Raw genomic sequence first — 16,697 nt, forward strand, 5'->3', positions numbered from 1 at the left:
CGGCCGACCAGGGCCGTCTTCCACATCAGGCAGCGAGATGGACGTCCAGGAACGCATCCTCGCCCGCAGGCGGCAGGTCGAGTGTGCCGGCACCATTCGTCCAGCGATAACCGGCTTCGAGGGCATGCCAGCCTTCCAGACCGAGCCCGTCCGCCGGCAACACCCGTTCTTCCAGCCCATGCCACAGCACGATGCGCGTCACCGGAACGCCGAGTTGCCGGCGATCGTCGATGAACGGTCCAATGCGCTCGGACGGAACGAAGGCGGAGGACAACAGTCTGACCGGCTGCGCACCGCGCGGGATGTGGAACATGTGCCGGTCGCCTGCATGGCGCGACGCCGCCAGTTCGCGTCCATCGGCGAGCAGCAGCCGCAACGTCGTGTCGACGGAGGCCGTCGATGCGTCCGGCGTCCTGCCGTCGAGATAGGCAGACGCGCTTTCGGAAAGCGAGAATCCCAGGACACCGCGCGCATGCAGTGCCAGCGCACGCCAGATCGGCTCGGCCTGTTCCGGTGCGATCGCGAGCGGGGCGGCCAGACTCTGCGGCGCGACGTGGGTTTCCACGGCATCGGCGAACAGGTTGCGATTGCCGCTATCGAGATAACTCTCGACCGGCAGGTTCTCGGCCAGAAGTATGCCGTGCCGGTCCAGCTCGAGATGGACGTAATTGTAGGCGGGGATCTGCCGATCGATGAGGATCGATCCGCCATTCACCAGCATGCGGGCCGGGATCAGGCCGACTTCGGTGAGCAGGCAATGCTCCGGCGTCACCAGCAGATCGCGTCGTGGCCGGTCCGGTCCAAAGGCGCCGGCCCGAATGCGGATAGGAAAGGCCGCCTCGTTCGCGGCGGTTTGTTCGGCCGAGATCCGGCCGCTTCCCGCCCAGCGCACCGCGCGCGGAACCATCCGGCCGTCTTCCTGCACCATAACGATGTCGCCTGCGGTCAGTATCTCCACCGCGACGTCGCCCAAGGGCGTGGCGATCAGGCTGCCCGGCAGGAAACAGGTGGCCTGGACCGTCAGCGTCGTCTGCGCCGAAACGCTGCCGTCGCTGTCGTTGATCGCGATGGAGAGTTTGGTCGAGACCGTATTGCCGTAGACCACCTGGCTCTTGGTCGGCGTAAATCGAAGCGCGTCGATCTCCGATGTCATCGCCGTCGTGGTCGTGGCTGCGAGGGTATAGGTGCCGCTGGTGTTGGGGACCTTGGCCAAGCCGCTTCCGCTGAGGATCCCGTTGGCGTCGGTCAGCACGCCGTTCGCGTCGGTGATCGTGATGGTCGCACTGACGCTGGTGGTGGCGTCGGAGTCGCCGATCGTGACGTTCGAAAACGGAGCGAGCGCAGCCTGATCGGTTCCGGTTTCGGCTGCCGGCAGACCGGTGATGCTGGGCACGGTACCGATTCCAGTCGTTCCGTCCGAAGCCAGGCGGATCGCGGATGTCGAGATCGTCGTATTGACGACCGAGGTATAAAGTGACGGCGTACCTTCGTAGAGCGCGCTTGGGTTTTGGCTGCGCCAGTCGACATAGAGCGCGGTGTAGTTGCCACCGGTCTGCGACAGCGAATGGATCTCGTAGGAGCTACCGGACGCGGAGGTCGCGTACGGCAATGTGCCCATGGAGGTGAATGTCGTGGTGCCGCCGCTGCCGCTGACGGTGAAGCTCGCGCTGGTCACGGCCAGGAGGTTGCCGCCGGCATCGTAGACCGCGGTCCAATTGCCGGTCAGCGTCGAGCCGTCTGCGAACCTGGCCCCGGTGATTATGCTGATGATCGCCGTTTCGGTGACGCTGTTGATCGTTCCGCCGGACGACGCCGTGACCGCAGCACTGCTCGCGCCGTTGGTTTCCGTCGCGCTGGCCCCGAGCGCGGTCGGGTTCGTCCCGCTCCAGCTTAAGGAAAGATTGGAAAACGTGGTCGTCGCCCCTCTGGTCGCGACGCCGGCGCCGGCTTGGAACGAGTAGCTGCCGTCGCTGCTTTTCAGGCTGCCGATGTTGATGCTGTTGAAAGAGGTCTTCTGACCAGAAGCGCTGGTCACGGAAAGGGCCGGATTGAGAATGGCGACGAGATTTCCGATGGCATCGTATTCAGCCAGGTAGCTACCGGACAACGTCGAGCCGTCCGAGAAGAGCTCGTTCGAGATTGTTACCGCCACGAATCTATGGCTGCTGACCGGCATGGTTTTCCTCGGTGAAGATCATCACAATCGTGATTGCGTGGTGGCGTTTCAGCAGATGTCATTGCCCAGCGCACTTGAAATATACACGCAATTCGTTAAACGATCGTTATCATACAATAACGTTCGGAGACGCACCGCAAAAACGTCTCTTAATTCAGAAATTTGTCCATTTTACTGATGGTTACCAGCAAACGCGACGCCTCGCTGTGTGTCCTCAAGAGAGGAGCATGCTATTGTGCCCAGTACCTTGAGCGAGGGGCCGCCGAGCAGAAACGGATATGCCTCGTCAAGAGTGGACACTTGATGTACAAACCATGCGTCGCACAGATGCCTTGCTGCGATTGTCGCAGCACAGGTCGGCTATTAACAAGAAGACGCCCAGATAAGTGCCGAACTAGCCTGGAACGCCGCGACAGATCCTCACGGATCAGTGGGCGTTCGGTGGCCATGGCCCAAACGACAGCCCGTTCGAACGCAGCGGAGCCATCTCCTCGGCATGCCAACGATCAACGGATCACGTGTATCGAAAGACTGGCAGAGACGGGCCTGACGGCGTTCGGTCTCTCCGCCGGTCAACTTCCCCTCCCTTTTTCTCGGTCGACCCACGCGAAGCGTCGGGACAGCGATCGTCGCGTTTCAATCTGACCGCTCGCTCGTGTGGTAGCAGTCAATCGCTCTTAGTTCTTGGACGCGGAGGTTTCGATCCACGGGCCAGCGTCAGTCGTCGAACCGGGTGGCGACAAGACGATCCGGTCGCGCCCTTCCGCCTTGGCGCGGTAGAGCGCCCGGTCCGCGCGGCTGATGAACGACGTCCAGTTGTCTCCGCGGTGCTCGTGCGCGACACCTATGCTGCAGGTGAAACGGATCGCCCTACCCTCCACCTGGACCGGCATCTCGCATGCGGCGGCGTTCAGGAAGCGGATCCTGTCGGTCTCCGGCGCGTTCGCCGCTTCCAGCACGATCAGGATCTCCTCGCCGCCGTAGCGACCTGCATATTCCCCCGGGCCGAACGCCGCCTTCAGGCGCTGCCCGAGCTCTCTCAGCACCTCGTCGCCTGCGAGATGGCCGAAGCGGTCGTTGATACGCTTGAAGTGGTCGATGTCCAGAAGACCGATCGCGATCTGCGTGGCGCGCTTGGGATCGGCGAGCGCCTTGACCAACCTTGCCTGCACCTCGCCCCGCGTGAGCAATCGGGTCAGGCTGTCCGTCGCCTGAGCCTCCCGGATCTCGGCGGTGCGAAGGTCGACCTCGCGCTGCAGGGCCCGGCGTTGCTGCACCAGCATCCGAACACGCAGCACGACCACGCCGTAGATCAGTCCCGCCGCAACGAGGGCATAAGCGACGAGCACCGGCCACCAGAGCCACCACGGCTCGCGGACACGCAGCAGGATCGACACCGGCGCCGATTCCTGATGGGTCAGCGGGTCGTAGGCCACCAGCTCGAAACGGTGATGGCCAGGCGGGACCGAGGGGTAGCGGGCGTACCCGCTCGCGGTGTCGGCCCAGTGGTGGTCTACCCCGTCCAGACGGTAGCGGAAGCGCACCAGACCGTCGGTACGGAAGTTCAGCGCGCCGAACTGCACGAAGAGTGGCTCTGGCGTATAGGGCACGGCGCGTTCACGGTAGGCGGTATCGCCGATGGTGACGGAAACGATCACCGGCCGCAGGTTCTCGGTCCGGAACAGCTGCGCCGGGTCGAGCAGGTGCGACAGACCCTTGCTGGTGGCGAACCACATCGAGCCGTCGTCGTCCTCCAGCAGGCCGCCCTGGTCCTGGTCGTTCCAGATCAGGCCCTTCTGCATATTCGCCGACACCCAACGCCGGCCGTTGAAGGCCGACACGCCGCGGTCGGTTCCGGCCCACAGCCAGCCTCGGCTGTCGACGAGCAGCGAGACGATGCTGTTGGAGATCACGTCCGGCGGCTGGAACCGGGTGGTCGATGTGATGCGGTCGCCGTCGAGCTGCAGCCGGTAAAGCCCGCCGCCGGCACCGGCGACCCACAACACACCGGCTGACCCGGCGGCCAAGGTCAGTGGCTCGAATTCCGGCTGTTGCCAATGCGGCCCGATGGAAACGACGGAGCCGTCTGCATGTCGGTGCAGCAGGTCGCGGTTGCGTATCAGCCAGACGGTATCATCGGCGGCGATCGCTGCGACGGTGACGGCTCCGGACAAACCGGCGACCGGCTGCGGTGGCATCGGAACGGGCCCGGGGTCGACGTCAAAGACGCCCTTCTCGGTCACGAACCAAAACCGCGATCCCTTGCCTCGAAGGATCTGACTCACCTGCGGTATGGGATATTGAACGCCCTTTCCGGTGCCGAGTGTGATGCAGGCGACTGCATTCGATCCCACCGAGCGCCACAGATGGCCGAAGCCGTCCAGGCCGACCGAGAAGGCGGCCTCAGGGTAGTGTCGTCGCATGCGGTCCGTTCCGGGCGGGGCGTCGATGGCATCCAGCCCCCCATCCGTGGCGACCCAGAGCGGGCCGCCTGGCTGGCGGACCATCTGCCAGACCATGTCGCTGGACAGGCCGTCGTCGTGGTTGAAGTTCTCCCACGCGCCGTAACCCAGCGCGCGCATGATGCCGCGCCCGAGGCCACCGAGCCACAGATCGCCTTCGCGATCGAACATCAGCGCCAGGATCGGCACCGGCGGCAGGCCGTTGTTGGTGCTCAGCATCTTCCAGCCTGCGGCGTCCCGGATCATCAGGCCGTCAGCCGATTGGGTCAGCAGCGCGCCGTTCGGCGTTGATGCCAGGAGCAGGCTTCGGGGGTAGTTGGCGTAGCGGCCACCCTGGTTGGGCAGGATCGAGACCGCGACGTGGCCGGTCCGGGGATCGATGTCCGCCAGGAGGGTGGTCGATCGGGCCAGGATATGACCGCTCGGCCCCAGAAGCAGGGCGACCCAGGTATCGCGCGGCAGGCCATCCGATGGACCGAAGCAACGGATCGAGGCTGTGCCGAACCCACAGATCGTCCCGTCCGTCCGTACCGCCCACAAGACCGATCCATCGATGACGAGCGGCGTGGGATCCTGCAGGGGCACTGCCGATTTCCGAAGGAGGTCGTCGGCCCGCTCGACGAGGGGCTGGCCGCTCGCCGTGTCCGTACGCACGACGTAGAGGGCGCCTTGGCCCGCGAACAACGCACCGTCGCCCCACGGAACCAGTTGGCCTGAGCTGTCGTCCGGTATCGCCCCTGCGATGGACTGCGCCATCCGGAAGACGAGCGCCGGAGGCGGAGTGTGCAAGGTGACCGGCGTGGTCGAAACGAAGATGTTGTGCGGGTAGCGGACGACGAGCCGGTCATGGGCATCGAACGTGAGGCCGCTGGCGATGCCCCCCTCGGGCAGGCCTTGCTTGGGACCGAGATTAAAGAAGCGTCGCCCATCGTAGACGTAGAGCCCGTGCTCGGTGCAGGCAAACACATAGCCGTCACGATCCTGGTGCAGGCAGGAAAAATAAGCGTTCGTGAGGCCGTCCGCCTCGCCATATGACTGAAACGCAAGCTGCTGTGCCCTCGCCGGTTCAGCGAGGGCACAGCAGGCCAGAAAGCCTACCGCCAGAACCAAGCCGGCGCGCAGGAGCATCAGGATTTGGGCGAAACGCGAACGCAGTGTTGCGGCCTCCCGCCGGGTCATCGAAACAGGATCGAGATGAAGCGATAGTGGTCACGACATATGCCGTTGTCATCAACGCGAAGTCCGGGAAACTTGCCTCCCGCCACAAGGCGGGAGGCAAGGTCGTAGACCCATCCTCGTCTTACCTCCGGGTGCGATGCCCCGGATCAGCCCCAGTGGTGAAAGGTGAACGGGTCCAGATCGGCCAGGAGAACGTGCGGCCAGTGGTGGAACGTGTTCGGGTCGAACGCGGCCGTTTCGGTCGCGGCGCTCTTCGGCCAGTGGTGGAACGTGTTCGGATCGAGCGCGGCCGTCTCGGTCGCGGCGCTCTTCGGCCAGTGGTGGAACGTGTTGGGCGAGACGGTCTCGGCCATCCGCATCTGCTGAGCGGCCTGGAGCCGAACCGGCTTGGACGCCGACGGCACGGACGGCGATCCCGCGACGAGCGCCCCGGCAACCGCCGTCAGACCGAAGACCCGGAACACAGCGCTGAACTTCGTGATCATGATGAGAATCCTCTTGCAGGCAGCGGACCTGATGTCCGAGCCATGACAAGATATAGACTGATCGTGAATCAAAACCTGCAAAGATGCGGAGAATGACTGACACGCGTGGGGCTTCGGACAGCGGGCCGCGCTACGTCGCCGATCCTTATGGGATTGAACATCATGCAGCTTCGTCGGCGATGATGACGGTTGACGTGCCCGGCGGGATCGTCACGTGCTGCTTTTCGTTATCGAAAACCAGCTCTTTGCAGAGAATTTCGCCGCTGTGCTCATACTCGAGGACTGGCCTCCTGATGACCTCATGCTCGCGAATGCGCTGAAGAATTCGTGCAGCGCTCATCCCGAAACTGCGGCAGCACAGGATGGCCGAGATAGAGGACGGAATCTGCTGCAGCCGCCGGGCCGGCGCGCAGACCAAGTCGGGGCGGTTGGTGAACTGGCTGGAAAGCTGCTGCACCTCTACGCCGACCACATACTGCCGATCCGGACCCACGGCGCCGTTCAGGATGCATCTGTTCGACAGGCTCTGCCGCCAGCACGGCATCGAGCACAGGCTAACCAGACCGAACCATCCGTGGACCAACGGGCAAGTCGAACGATATCACTACGACGGCCATCAGCAGCTGACGGACCACCTCGACCTGTTCGTGGTCGCCTACAACCACGCCCGCAGATTGAAGACCCTGAACGGGCTGACCCCGCACGAATACGTCTGCCAGATCTGGACCCAGGAACCAGAACGGTTCAGGCTGAATCCGTATCACCACACTCCGGGACTAAACAGCTAGCGAACTCGTCTAAGATCCGTCCCTATGGGTCTTGAATGAGATCTTCCGTACTCCTCGAAGGACAAGCAGATTTTTCCGACTGCCGCTTGGCTCGCGAGGACATCGAAAGCGCCCGGGACATCGGCGACGGGATAGATCGCGTGGATTTCGGGTCGCAGAGCGACCGTCTCGGACCAACGGGCGAGCTGGTCTAGCATCGTCCGCGACCCGGTCTCGATCCCCTGAAGGCGTATGCCGCGGAGATGAACTTCAACCACGTCGAGCACGGCACGCGCCCCACCCAGCAGCCCGACCAGACTGACCGTGCCCTCGTAGGCCACGGCTGCGACGCTGCGGCCCAGCGTCGCAGCGCCACCGACGTCGACGACATGCCCGACGCCCTCGCCTGTGGTGAGACGCATGACCTCACGATCCCAATCCTCGTGCAGGCGGTAGTTCACTCCTGCCCATGCTCCGAGTTCTGCCGCTCGCCGGAGCTTGTCGTCCCGGCTTGACGTGGCGATCACCCGCGCTCCGGCAGCTTGAGCAATCTGCAGGGCCATCAGCGACACCCCACCCGTGCCTTGCACTAACACTGACCGATCGGGGTGAAGAGAGTCTGCCTTGGACAGTGCCTGCCACGCCGTAACGCCCGCACAGGCCAGGGTAGCCGCTTCAGCGGCCGTCATGTGTGCGGGTGCTGCAACCACGGCTGCGGCCTGAAGCAGTACGTAGTCGGCAAATACCCCATCTCGTACCGCGCCACCGAGCCCGCCGACCACCTTGCCGGAAGTCAGCGGACCGTCGATCCATTCGGGCAGGAACGCACCGACCACCCGTTCTCCGGCCTCGGGCCACGTCACTCCTTCCCCGATGGCGACGACAACGCCACACCCGTCCGATCCGAGAATGCGTCCGGCTGGAGGGGTCCAGCGGCCCACGCCGCGGGCCACCAGCAGATCGCGGTAGTTCAGGCTCGCCGCCCGTATTCGGACCAGGATCTCGCCCGGACCGGGCAGATCCGGTTCCGGCCGTTCGACCACTGACAGACTTCCCTCGTTCGGCCTGCCGTCGGTGACGACCGCTCTCATGGCCTCTTTCTCCTAGATTGGAGACCAGAATGGCAATCGTGGCAAAGCGGGAGTAGCCATCCACTTCGAAAGCCGGTTGTTAGGAATGTCAAAGAATGCACCACACCCAGTCGCAGGACGTGTTCCTCCTGGCGCGCATCGTCGATGCCGGAAGCTTGTCGGCCGCCGCACGCCAACTTCAGCTTTCGCCCGCCACAGTCAGTATGCGACTCGCCGATCTGGAGCGCCGCCTTGGGGTAACCTTGTTCCGCCGTTCTACTCGCAGCCTCCGCCTTACCCAGGAGGGCGAACGCTATCTTTCCCTGGCACGGCCGATCCTGGACCTACTGGTCAATGCAGAAGACGCCGCAAGGGGGTCGGTCGACCCAACGATGATGACAGGGTCGGTTCGTCTCGGCGCACCGGTGGATCTCGGCCGCCTGGTCGTCAGGGATCTGGTCGATGCATTCGTCGACGCGCATCCGCGGATGCATGTGGTTCTGCTGCTGACGGACGAGGTGACGGATCTGCAGGCGAATGACCTGGATCTTGCTATCCGTTACGGCGACATGCCGTCCACCACCAGCACGACCGCGAGCGTCCTCGCGCAGAATCGACGCCTTATCTGCGGCGCTCCGTCCTATCTCGATCGCGCGGGGCGGCCGGAGCGAGCGCATGATCTCGGACGCCACAACTGTCTCTGCCTCCGGACCGCAACCAAGCACATACGGCGCTGGCCGATCGGGCGGGGTTGGGTCGACGTCATGGGGGATCGTTCCAGCAACGACGGCAGCTTGCTTCGGAGCTGGGCGCTCGAAGGACGCGGGCTGATCCTAAAATCGTGGTGGGATGTAAGGCAGGATCTGGCCGCCGGGCGCCTGGAAGAGGTGCTGCCGACTATGGCCGCCGTGCCGCACCCACTGAGACTGGCGCGTCCGGCCGGTACTAACGTCCCTCTTCGTGTATCTCGGCTCGCAACTCATCTGAAACGCGGGTTTCGCCAAATCGTGGCCCACGCCGACAATAGATCATTATCGTCTCAATGAAGCGAGGCCTGAGCTCAGGATCTCTCACGGGGTGCGTAGGGCTCCCGATCTATCAGTTTTCGCGAAAGAAGGGTCCAGCGATCGTCGAGTTCTGTCCGCTTACAGCTCTCGCTAAAGCTGCAGCGCTGCAAGGGACCAAACGAAATGCCCCAAACGAACCCCTTACAAGTGCCGAACGCGTCAGCACCTTTCTTTCCACAGTTAATGCGGGCCTTCGTCATTGAAGGATCGAGTGGCATGACGGGCATCAACCAGGTCGAAATTCCCGTACCCGCGCCCGCACCGAACGAGGTACTGGTCCGCGTCGGCGCCGTGTCGCTAAACTATCGCGATCTTCTGGTCATACGCGGCGAGAAGGATTGGCGGCCGCAAGAACGGCGTATCCTCTGTTCGGACGCCGCTGGGGTCGTGACCGCTGTGGGCCGGAACGTGTCGTCGGTCAAGCCGGGCGACCGGGTGGCGAACTGCTTCGAGCAGGATTGGCTAAGCGGACGGCTAATGGCCGCTAATAGCGGACCGGGACCCGGCGCGCAGGCGATGGACGGGGTCCTGGCGGAACATCGAATTTTCCGGAGCGCGCGGTTGTGTCCCTTCCCGATAACCTCTCAGTCACGGAGGCCTCGACCCTTCCTTGTGCCGCCCTGACCGCCTGGAATGCGGTGATCGAACATTCGCCGCTCGTCCCGGGTCAGCGGGTGCTTGTGTTCGGCAGTGGTGGTGTCAGCGTCTTCGCCCTGCAGTTCGCGAGGCTTGCTGGCGCCGAAGTGTGGGCGATGACGCGGCGCGCTGAGAGGACCGAGCAACTGATCCGTTTTGGAGCACACCGAGTGATCGTTGCCGACAGCGTCGAGACGATGAGCCGGCAACTCGAAAGCGAGGGCAAACTGGTTGACACCATTATTGACGTGGTGGGCGGCGATCTCAACCCGCAAGCACGGATCCTGGCGCCGGGCGGCCGTCTCGCGGCGCTCGGCTGCGCTGGCAGCATGACAAACAGCATCGACCATCGATTCATGCCTATGCAGATTGACACGGTGTCGGTCGGTTCACGCGAAATGTTCTTTCGCATGCTGCGGGCGATAGAGTGCCACGAGGTACGCCCGGCGATCGATCGAGTATTCCCGTTCGGTAAGGCGGTCGACGCGTTCCGCTATCTCGCTGACGGCAGGTCTTTCGGCAAGGTGGTGATCCGATTGGCTGAAACAGCCTGAGATGCCGCGCTCGCATGCGGGAAATCGACGGGTCGCGTGTCTGCAGCGACCGGCAGAGACGAGCCCGGCTGCCCGACGGTGCTCGGCGGCCATCGCCGCCACCAGTAGACCGCACCGCGCCTGTAGAGATGGTTCGTTCCCGTAGCCAACCCGCCCGCGCTCCGATCGGGCGGGCATGGACCACGTGAGCGACACCTCTGGGATACAGAGAGACACTCGCGCGCATTCCTGCCCGGTTCGGGCCGTATCGGCAGCTTGAAGCATTATTTCGGCTGGGTTTGGCTGGGGGACCTGGATTCGAACCAAGGCTTTCCGAGTCAGAGTCGGAAGTTCTACCGCTAAACTATCCCCCAAGCGGACGCCGTTGCGGCGCGGACGGGGAGTTAGCACCGTCGGCAGCGGCTTGCAACCTCCCATCGAGCGATCTGCGCGACGCCGCCGAAAATGCCTTGCCGCCATCCAGCGGCCGACGGAAGATCGTTCCTCCACCCCTCGCGCCGAACGGGAGATGCCGCGCATGACCGATCCCGTATCCCGCTCGTCCTTCGGCTGGCGCGGCGAGCCGCATCATGCCGCTCCTGCCTATGCGGCGCTGGATCTGGGCACGAACAACTGCCGGCTGCTGATCGCCATGCCGACGGCGCAGGGGTTTCGTGTGGTGGACAGCTATAGCCGCGTCGTGCGTCTGGGCGAGGGGCTGGCCGCGTCAGGGCAGCTCAGCCAGGCGGCGATGGAGCGCACGCTGAACGCTCTCCACGTTTGCGTGGACCGGATTGGACGCAGGCGGTTGCGCGGCCTACGCGCCATCGCGACGGAAGCATGCCGCCGTGCGGAGAACGGCCGGGCCTTTCTGCGTCGCGTGCAGTGCGAAACCGGGCTGGCGATCGAGATGATCTCCACGCGCGAGGAAGCGGAGCTGGCGCTGGAAAGCTGCGCGCCTCTTCTGCATGCCGGTCCGGGCTGCGGGCAAAGCCGGGCACTCCTGTTCGATATCGGCGGCGGCTCGACCGAGATCGCCTGGGTGCGGCTCGACGGCCGGTCCCGGCCGGAGCTGATCGGGTATCGCAGCCTGCCTCTGGGGGTGATGACCGTGGCCGAGCAGTTCGGCGACGATGCGTTCACCGAGGCGGGCTACGCGGCGATGGTCCGGTTCGTGGCCGAGCAGCTGCGCTCGTTCGAGGCTGTGCACTGCATCGGCCGCGAAGTCGCCGCAGGCCGCGTGCGCCTGATCGGCACCAGCGGCACCGTGACCACCCTGGCCAGCATCGCTCTCGGCCTGCCGCGCTACCGGCGCGCCGCCGTAGACGGGATCGCCCTGCCCTCCGCCGCTGCCCTGCGCGCAGCCGGCGCCCTGCGCGGCATGGGACGCGAAGGCATGGAGACGCATTCCTGCATCGGGCCGGAGCGGGCGCGTCTAGTTCTGCCGGGCTGCGCCATCTTCGAGGCGATCCATCGCAGCTGGCCCTGCGATGCGGTGATGGTGGCTGACCGCGGGCTCAGGGATGGTATGCTGCTGCGCATGATGCGCGACCGTTCGGCCCACCAACCGATGCCCCCCTTCCCCATTTCCGCCCAGCCCGCCTCGTTTGGGATGGTGCCTTCGGCATGACCAAGCGTGGTGGCGGCAAGAAGCCGACCGGCGACGCCGGCGGACCGGCGACGCGCAAGCCCGGTGCCGCAAAATCCGGTCCTGCAAAATCGAGTCCGGCGAAGCCTGCCAAGCTGGTGCCCGGACGGCGCGTCGGTGGGTCCAGCGACGCCGTGCCGGGTGCTGCGGGCGCCAAGCCGGATTCGGCCGGGGCGACCACGGCGCGGGCGAAGTCGGTTTCGCTCCGTACCTCGCGTGGACGCACCACGGCGCAGCAGCGCTGGCTGGCGCGGCAGTTGAACGACCCCTATGTCGCCGCTGCCCGGGCGCAGGGATGGCGCTCGCGCGCGGCGTTCAAGCTCATCGAGCTGGACGACAAGTTCAAGCTGATCCGGCCCGGGCTACGCGTTCTGGATCTGGGTGCGGCGCCCGGCGGCTGGACCCAGGTGGCGGTGAAGCGCGGCGCCAGCAGCGTGGTGGGAGTCGACCTCCTGCCCGTGGAGCCGGTGCGCGGGGCTGAGATCATCGTCGGCGATTTCAACGAACCGGATCTGCCCGACCGTCTACGAGCCATGCTGGGCGGTCCGGCCGATCTGGTGCTGTCCGACATGGCGCCCAACACGACCGGCCATGCCGCGACCGACCATATCCGCATCATCGACCTCGCCGATCTGGCACTGACCTTCGCCATGGAAGTCCTGGCAGAGGGCGGCGCCTTCGTCGCCAAGGTGTTTCAGGGCGGGTCGGAAAAGGACATGCTGGTGCCGATGAAGCAGTGCTTCGCCAGCGTGAAGCACGCCAAGCCGCCGGCCAGCAGAAAGGAGTCGAGCGAGCTTTACGTGGTGGCGACCGGTTTCCGGCAGGATCGTGCCCGTGCGGTTCTCGAGGAGCGCAGGCGCGCGCTCGGCGAACCGGTCTGATCGCCATGACCCTGACCCGATCCACCGACCGTCTCTCGCGGGATGCGGAACGGCGCCGCCTCGACGAGCAGCGTCTCGGCATGCGCAACTGGCGTCTTTGGGGCCCGTATCTTAGCGACCGGCAATGGGGCACTGTGCGCGAGGATTACAGCGAGGGCGGGGACGCCTGGGGCTATCTCTCGCACGAGCATGCGCGGTCGCGTGCCTATCGCTGGGGCGAAGACGGCATCGGCGGGATCAGCGACGAGACGCAGCGTCTGTGTTTGTCGCTCGCCTTGTGGAACGGGCAGGACCCGATCCTGAAGGAGCGGTTCTTCGGCGTCACCGGACCGCAGGGCACGCATGGCGAGGACGTGAAGGAGTTGTACTGGCAACTCGACGCCCTGCCCTCGCATGCTTATCTGCGAATGCTCTACAAATACCCGCAGGGTGCGTTTCCCTATGACCGGCTGGTCGCGGAAAGCCGTGCTCGTGGCCGGGACGAACCCGAATTCGAGATCCTGGATACCGGCATCTTCGACGAGGACCGGTATTTCGACGTCACCATCGAGCATGCCAAGGCCGACGAGGCCGACATGCTGATGCGCGTCACCGCGATCAATCGCGGTCCGGATCCGGCGCCGCTGCATCTTCTGCCACAGCTTTTCTTCGCCAATCACTGGTCGTGGCGCGAGAACCACCCCAAACCCACCATGCGCAATTATGGCCCCAATCGCGTGGTGGCCGAGCACAGGATGCTGGGGCACTACACCTTCCACACCGAAGATGGTGCGGAGATCCTGTTCTGCGAGAACGAGACCAATCCGCGCGTGATCGGGCTTGCCGCCGATAAGGGGGTCTACAAGGACGGCTTCCACGAACGCATCGTCGATGGCCGCGAGACATCCGTGCTGGACGACGGTCCCGCGACGAAATGCGCCGTCTGGCACACGCATGTTCTAGAGCCGGGCGAGAGCTGGACGATACGCGTCAGACTGGTACGCGGCGAGCCGATCATCCCGCCCTTCGCCGGCTTCGATGCGATCGTGGATGCGCGTCGCGCCGAGGCGGATCGCTTCTTCGCGTCTTTACAGACCAACATCACGGATGTCGACAAACGCGCCGTGCACCGGCAGGCGCTGTCCGGCATGATCTGGAACAAGCAGTTCTATTCCATCGACGTCTATCGCTGGATACGCGGGGATTCGACCCAGCCTGCGCCGCCGGAATGCCGCAAGCGCGGCCGCAACAGCGACTGGCGGCACATGAATGCGTGCGACATCATCTCCATGCCGGATAAGTGGGAATATCCCTGGTTCGCGGCCTGGGATCTGGCATTCCATTGCGTGACCCTGGCGATGGTGGACAGTGCGTTCGCGAAGGACCAGCTTCTGCTGCTGTCCTCGGAAGCGTACATGCATCCGAACGGCCAGATCCCTGCCTATGAATGGAATTTCGGCGACGCCAATCCTCCGGTGCAGGCCTGGGCGGCCTGGCGCGTGTATCAGATCGAGCAGGAGGAGAACGGCGAAGGCGACCGCAACTTCCTCGAGCAGATCTTCCACAAGCTGCTTCTGAACTTCGCATGGTGGGTCAACAGAAAGGACAACCAGGGCCGCAACGTGTTCCAGGGCGGGTTTTTGGGCCTCGACAATATCGGCGTGTTCGACCGCTCACGGCCTTTGCCGACCGGCGGCTATCTGGACCAGACCGACGGCACCGCCTGGATGGCGATGTTCGCGCTGAACATGATGCGCATCGCGCTCGAACTCGCGATCCATGACAGCGCGTTCGAGGACATCGCCTCCAAGTTCTTCGAGCATTTCCTGTATATCGCTCAGGCGATCAACGATATCGGCGAGCGCGGCGTCGGTTTGTGGAGCGAGAGCGACAAGTTCTTCCACGACGTGCTGAACCTGCCCGACGGATCGATGCGCGAGTTGAAGCTGCGCTCCATGGTCGGGTTGACGCCGTTGTTCGCCGTGGAAACGCTGGAACCGGACCTACTGGCGCGTTTGCCGAACTTCTCGCGCAGATTGCACCTTTTCTTGAGCCGGCGCCCCGATCTTGCCGGTCTTGTCGCGCGTTGGGACGAGCCCGGCATCGGCGAGCGTCGTCTGCTGTCCCTTCTGCGCGGCCATCGCATGAAGCGCCTGCTGTTGCGCGTGCTCGATCCGGCCGAGTTCCTGTCGGAATACGGCATCCGCTCGCTGTCGCGTTTCCATGCCGACAATCCTTACGTGTTCGAGAATGACGGCGCCCGCATCGCCGTCTCCTACGAACCCGGCGAAAGCCGCACCGAGATGTTCGGTGGCAACTCGAACTGGCGCGGCCCGATCTGGTTTCCGATGAACTTCCTGATCGTGGAAGCGCTCGATCGTTTCCATGATTATTACGGCCGCGACTTCCTGGTGGAGTGTCCGACCGCATCGGGCCAGTATCGCACGCTGCGCGACATCGCCGACGAGATCGCCGATCGTCTCAACAGCCTGTTCCTGCGCGGCGCGGACGGAAAGCGGCCGATCTACGGCGATTGCGACAAGCTCCAGCACGACCCGCATTTCGCCGGGCTGATCTGGTTCCACGAATATTTCCATGGCGACAGCGGCAAGGGTCTCGGCGCGTCGCACCAGACCGGCTGGACCGGGCTGGTGGCCAATCTGCTGGCGCGCCGGGCAAGACCATCCAAGTAGGACGATAAAACCGGCCTACTTCACGCGAAGAAAGGACGCTCGGCGAAGGCGCTCGCTTCCACGCCACGGCGAGCGGCCTCGACACCGGTGATGAACACGGTCTCGGGGAGGGTCGTCATGGCGATACCAAGGTCCGCGAACACCGCACGGATCTTCTGGCGGTCGTCAGCGGTCAATTGGCCGACCTGTTCGATCGTCTGAGTTCCGACGCTGATCAGCCCGCCGTTTCCACCTGTCAGCCACTGATAGTATTTCAGGTGCTGCCAGGGATGACCCCCCTTGTACAGTTTCGGTTTCTGGAACGCACTGAACAGTTTGTAGGCCGGATAAAGGGTCCAGTACAACGCTTCCGCGGCGGCGAACTGCTTTCGTGCCACCAGATCGACATACTCGGCGACAAGCCGCTTCTGGGGACCCTGCACGCCCTCGACAGCCCACTGGCCCGACCAGACGATATCGAAGCGGCGTCCAAGCACGGTCATCAGTTCAAGGGGCACGCAATTGATGGCGAGCCGGTCGGCGAAGCGTTCGCAACATGCCCAGGCCAGCAGCGGATCGATCGTCTGTGTGAGCTTCAGCGCCGCGACCCTGGGATGGTCGGCCAGCCGGTCGAACAGGTCGAGCGGAACGCCGCTGGAATCGAAGGCGGCGACGGCAGGATGCGGCGTCGCATAGAGAATGATTCCGATGTCGGCGGCGTCGATCAGCGCACGCAGATAGGCCTCGATCTCAGCCTCGCTGGAGGCGGTCAGCGTCGGTGGAAGCATCAGCAGAACATGGCTGCAACCCGCCGCCGCCGCGCCCTGCACCAGGGCGACGTTCTCGGCCTCGGTGGCATATTCGGTGAAGGCGCCCACCAGAATGCTGTCGCCGGCTTCCTCGCACGCCACCTCCAGCGCTCGCAATGTGGTCGCCAGATCGTGTCCCAGCGTCGCATACAGAGTGGAGAAGCATCCCTGCGCGATCGCTGCGCGGACGTCGCGGCGAATGGCGTCCTCGTCCAGCGACCGAAGATCGGGACCGAAGGACGGCATCAGCAGGTTCTCGATGCCTCGATATGTGATCCGCGTCCATGCCTTGCGGTCGGCGGCGGTCGGTTGGACGGTCCTGATCGGCATGAC

General features: G+C 64.4%; 12 protein-coding genes, 1 tRNA gene and 1 pseudogene. 7 read left to right on the forward strand and 7 right to left on the reverse strand.

What is annotated here, in order from left to right; all coding sequences use genetic code 11:
- Positions 1 to 25 precede the first annotated feature (25 nt).
- From ACZ5BM_RS03225 to ACZ5BM_RS03240, 4 genes are all read right to left on the reverse strand, one after another.
- Positions 26 to 2,176: a Hint domain-containing protein gene (locus ACZ5BM_RS03225; protein ID WP_498909916.1), complete on the reverse strand. Its 2,151-nt coding sequence runs from the start codon at positions 2,174 to 2,176 to the stop codon at positions 26 to 28.
- A gap of 677 nt (positions 2,177 to 2,853) precedes the next feature.
- The gene (locus tag ACZ5BM_RS03230) at positions 2,854 to 5,817 is read right to left on the reverse strand and encodes a ligand-binding sensor domain-containing diguanylate cyclase (RefSeq protein ID WP_498909917.1); all 2,964 of its coding nucleotides are present in this window, start codon (positions 5,815 to 5,817) and stop codon (positions 2,854 to 2,856) included.
- 146 nt (positions 5,818 to 5,963) lie between these two features.
- The gene (locus ACZ5BM_RS03235; protein ID WP_498909918.1) at positions 5,964 to 6,302 is read right to left on the reverse strand and encodes a hypothetical protein; all 339 of its coding nucleotides are present in this window, start codon (positions 6,300 to 6,302) and stop codon (positions 5,964 to 5,966) included.
- Positions 6,303 to 6,462: 160 nt separating this feature from the next.
- On the reverse strand, positions 6,463 to 6,774 hold the full coding sequence (locus ACZ5BM_RS03240) for a hypothetical protein (protein ID WP_498909919.1): 312 nt from the start codon (positions 6,772 to 6,774) through the stop codon (positions 6,463 to 6,465).
- A gap of 37 nt (positions 6,775 to 6,811) precedes the next feature.
- Here ACZ5BM_RS03240 and ACZ5BM_RS03245 point away from each other — a divergent pair.
- Positions 6,812 to 7,090 (forward strand): annotated as a pseudogene (locus ACZ5BM_RS03245) (IS481 family transposase); the annotation flags it as partial.
- Here the strand turns inward: ACZ5BM_RS03245 and ACZ5BM_RS03250 are convergent.
- Positions 7,087 to 8,160, reverse strand: coding sequence for a zinc-dependent alcohol dehydrogenase family protein (locus tag ACZ5BM_RS03250; RefSeq protein ID WP_498909920.1), 1,074 nt, complete (start codon positions 8,158 to 8,160; stop codon positions 7,087 to 7,089). The pseudogene ACZ5BM_RS03245 and the gene ACZ5BM_RS03250 overlap by 4 nt on opposite strands.
- A gap of 95 nt (positions 8,161 to 8,255) precedes the next feature.
- Here ACZ5BM_RS03250 and ACZ5BM_RS03255 point away from each other — a divergent pair, with 95 nt between their 5' ends.
- The 3 genes from ACZ5BM_RS03255 (at position 8,256) to ACZ5BM_RS03265 (ending at position 10,396) form a co-directional block, all read left to right on the forward strand.
- Positions 8,256 to 9,185 (forward strand): LysR family transcriptional regulator, encoded by a 930-nt coding sequence (locus tag ACZ5BM_RS03255; RefSeq protein WP_498909921.1) that lies wholly within the window; start codon positions 8,256 to 8,258, stop codon positions 9,183 to 9,185.
- A gap of 237 nt (positions 9,186 to 9,422) precedes the next feature.
- Positions 9,423 to 9,830 (forward strand): MDR/zinc-dependent alcohol dehydrogenase-like family protein, encoded by a 408-nt coding sequence (locus tag ACZ5BM_RS03260; RefSeq protein WP_498909922.1) that lies wholly within the window; start codon positions 9,423 to 9,425, stop codon positions 9,828 to 9,830.
- Positions 9,770 to 10,396: an MDR/zinc-dependent alcohol dehydrogenase-like family protein gene (locus ACZ5BM_RS03265; RefSeq protein WP_498909923.1), complete on the forward strand. Its 627-nt coding sequence runs from the start codon at positions 9,770 to 9,772 to the stop codon at positions 10,394 to 10,396. The genes ACZ5BM_RS03260 and ACZ5BM_RS03265 overlap by 61 nt, the downstream gene beginning before the upstream one ends.
- A gap of 279 nt (positions 10,397 to 10,675) precedes the next feature.
- Here the strand turns inward: ACZ5BM_RS03265 and ACZ5BM_RS03270 are convergent.
- A tRNA-Gln gene (locus ACZ5BM_RS03270) sits at positions 10,676 to 10,749 on the reverse strand.
- Between the two features lie 164 nt (positions 10,750 to 10,913).
- Between ACZ5BM_RS03270 and ACZ5BM_RS03275 the strand changes: the two genes are divergently transcribed.
- The 3 genes from ACZ5BM_RS03275 to ACZ5BM_RS03285 are packed head-to-tail and all read left to right on the forward strand — an operon-like array spanning position 10,914 to position 15,576.
- Positions 10,914 to 12,005 (forward strand): Ppx/GppA phosphatase family protein, encoded by a 1,092-nt coding sequence (locus tag ACZ5BM_RS03275; protein WP_498909924.1) that lies wholly within the window; start codon positions 10,914 to 10,916, stop codon positions 12,003 to 12,005.
- Positions 12,002 to 12,904 carry an RlmE family RNA methyltransferase gene (locus tag ACZ5BM_RS03280; RefSeq protein ID WP_498909925.1) on the forward strand — a complete coding sequence of 301 codons (903 nt, stop codon included), beginning with the start codon at positions 12,002 to 12,004 and terminating at the stop codon, positions 12,902 to 12,904. Before ACZ5BM_RS03275 ends, ACZ5BM_RS03280 begins: the two co-directional genes overlap by 4 nt.
- Positions 12,905 to 12,909: 5 nt before the next feature.
- A complete protein-coding gene (locus tag ACZ5BM_RS03285; RefSeq protein ID WP_498909927.1) occupies positions 12,910 to 15,576 on the forward strand; it encodes a trehalase domain-containing protein in 2,667 nt (888 codons plus the stop codon).
- 20 nt (positions 15,577 to 15,596) lie between these two features.
- Here the strand turns inward: ACZ5BM_RS03285 and ACZ5BM_RS03290 are convergent, their stop codons facing one another.
- A complete protein-coding gene (locus tag ACZ5BM_RS03290) occupies positions 15,597 to 16,694 on the reverse strand; it encodes a dihydrodipicolinate synthase family protein (RefSeq protein ID WP_498909929.1) in 1,098 nt (365 codons plus the stop codon).
- Between the last annotated feature and the right edge of the window lie 3 nt (positions 16,695 to 16,697).

The organism is Lichenicola sp. GTC18331 (assembly GCF_055386855.1).

Bases quoted from the DNA above. Each gene is read 5' to 3' on its own strand.
- ACZ5BM_RS03225 (WP_498909916.1), bottom strand. From the start codon at position 2,176: ATGCCGGTCAGCAGCCATAGATTCGTGGCGGTAACAATCTCGAACGAG.
- ACZ5BM_RS03230 (WP_498909917.1), bottom strand. From the start codon at position 5,817: ATGACCCGGCGGGAGGCCGCAACACTGCGTTCGCGTTTCGCCCAAATC.
- ACZ5BM_RS03235 (WP_498909918.1), bottom strand. From the start codon at position 6,302: ATGATCACGAAGTTCAGCGCTGTGTTCCGGGTCTTCGGTCTGACGGCG.
- ACZ5BM_RS03250 (WP_498909920.1), bottom strand. From the start codon at position 8,160: ATGAGAGCGGTCGTCACCGACGGCAGGCCGAACGAGGGAAGTCTGTCA.
- ACZ5BM_RS03255 (WP_498909921.1), top strand. From the start codon at position 8,256: ATGCACCACACCCAGTCGCAGGACGTGTTCCTCCTGGCGCGCATCGTC.
- ACZ5BM_RS03260 (WP_498909922.1), top strand. From the start codon at position 9,423: ATGACGGGCATCAACCAGGTCGAAATTCCCGTACCCGCGCCCGCACCG.
- ACZ5BM_RS03275 (WP_498909924.1), top strand. From the start codon at position 10,914: ATGACCGATCCCGTATCCCGCTCGTCCTTCGGCTGGCGCGGCGAGCCG.
- ACZ5BM_RS03280 (WP_498909925.1), top strand. From the start codon at position 12,002: ATGACCAAGCGTGGTGGCGGCAAGAAGCCGACCGGCGACGCCGGCGGA.
- ACZ5BM_RS03285 (WP_498909927.1), top strand. From the start codon at position 12,910: ATGACCCTGACCCGATCCACCGACCGTCTCTCGCGGGATGCGGAACGG.
- ACZ5BM_RS03290 (WP_498909929.1), bottom strand. From the start codon at position 16,694: ATGCCGATCAGGACCGTCCAACCGACCGCCGCCGACCGCAAGGCATGG.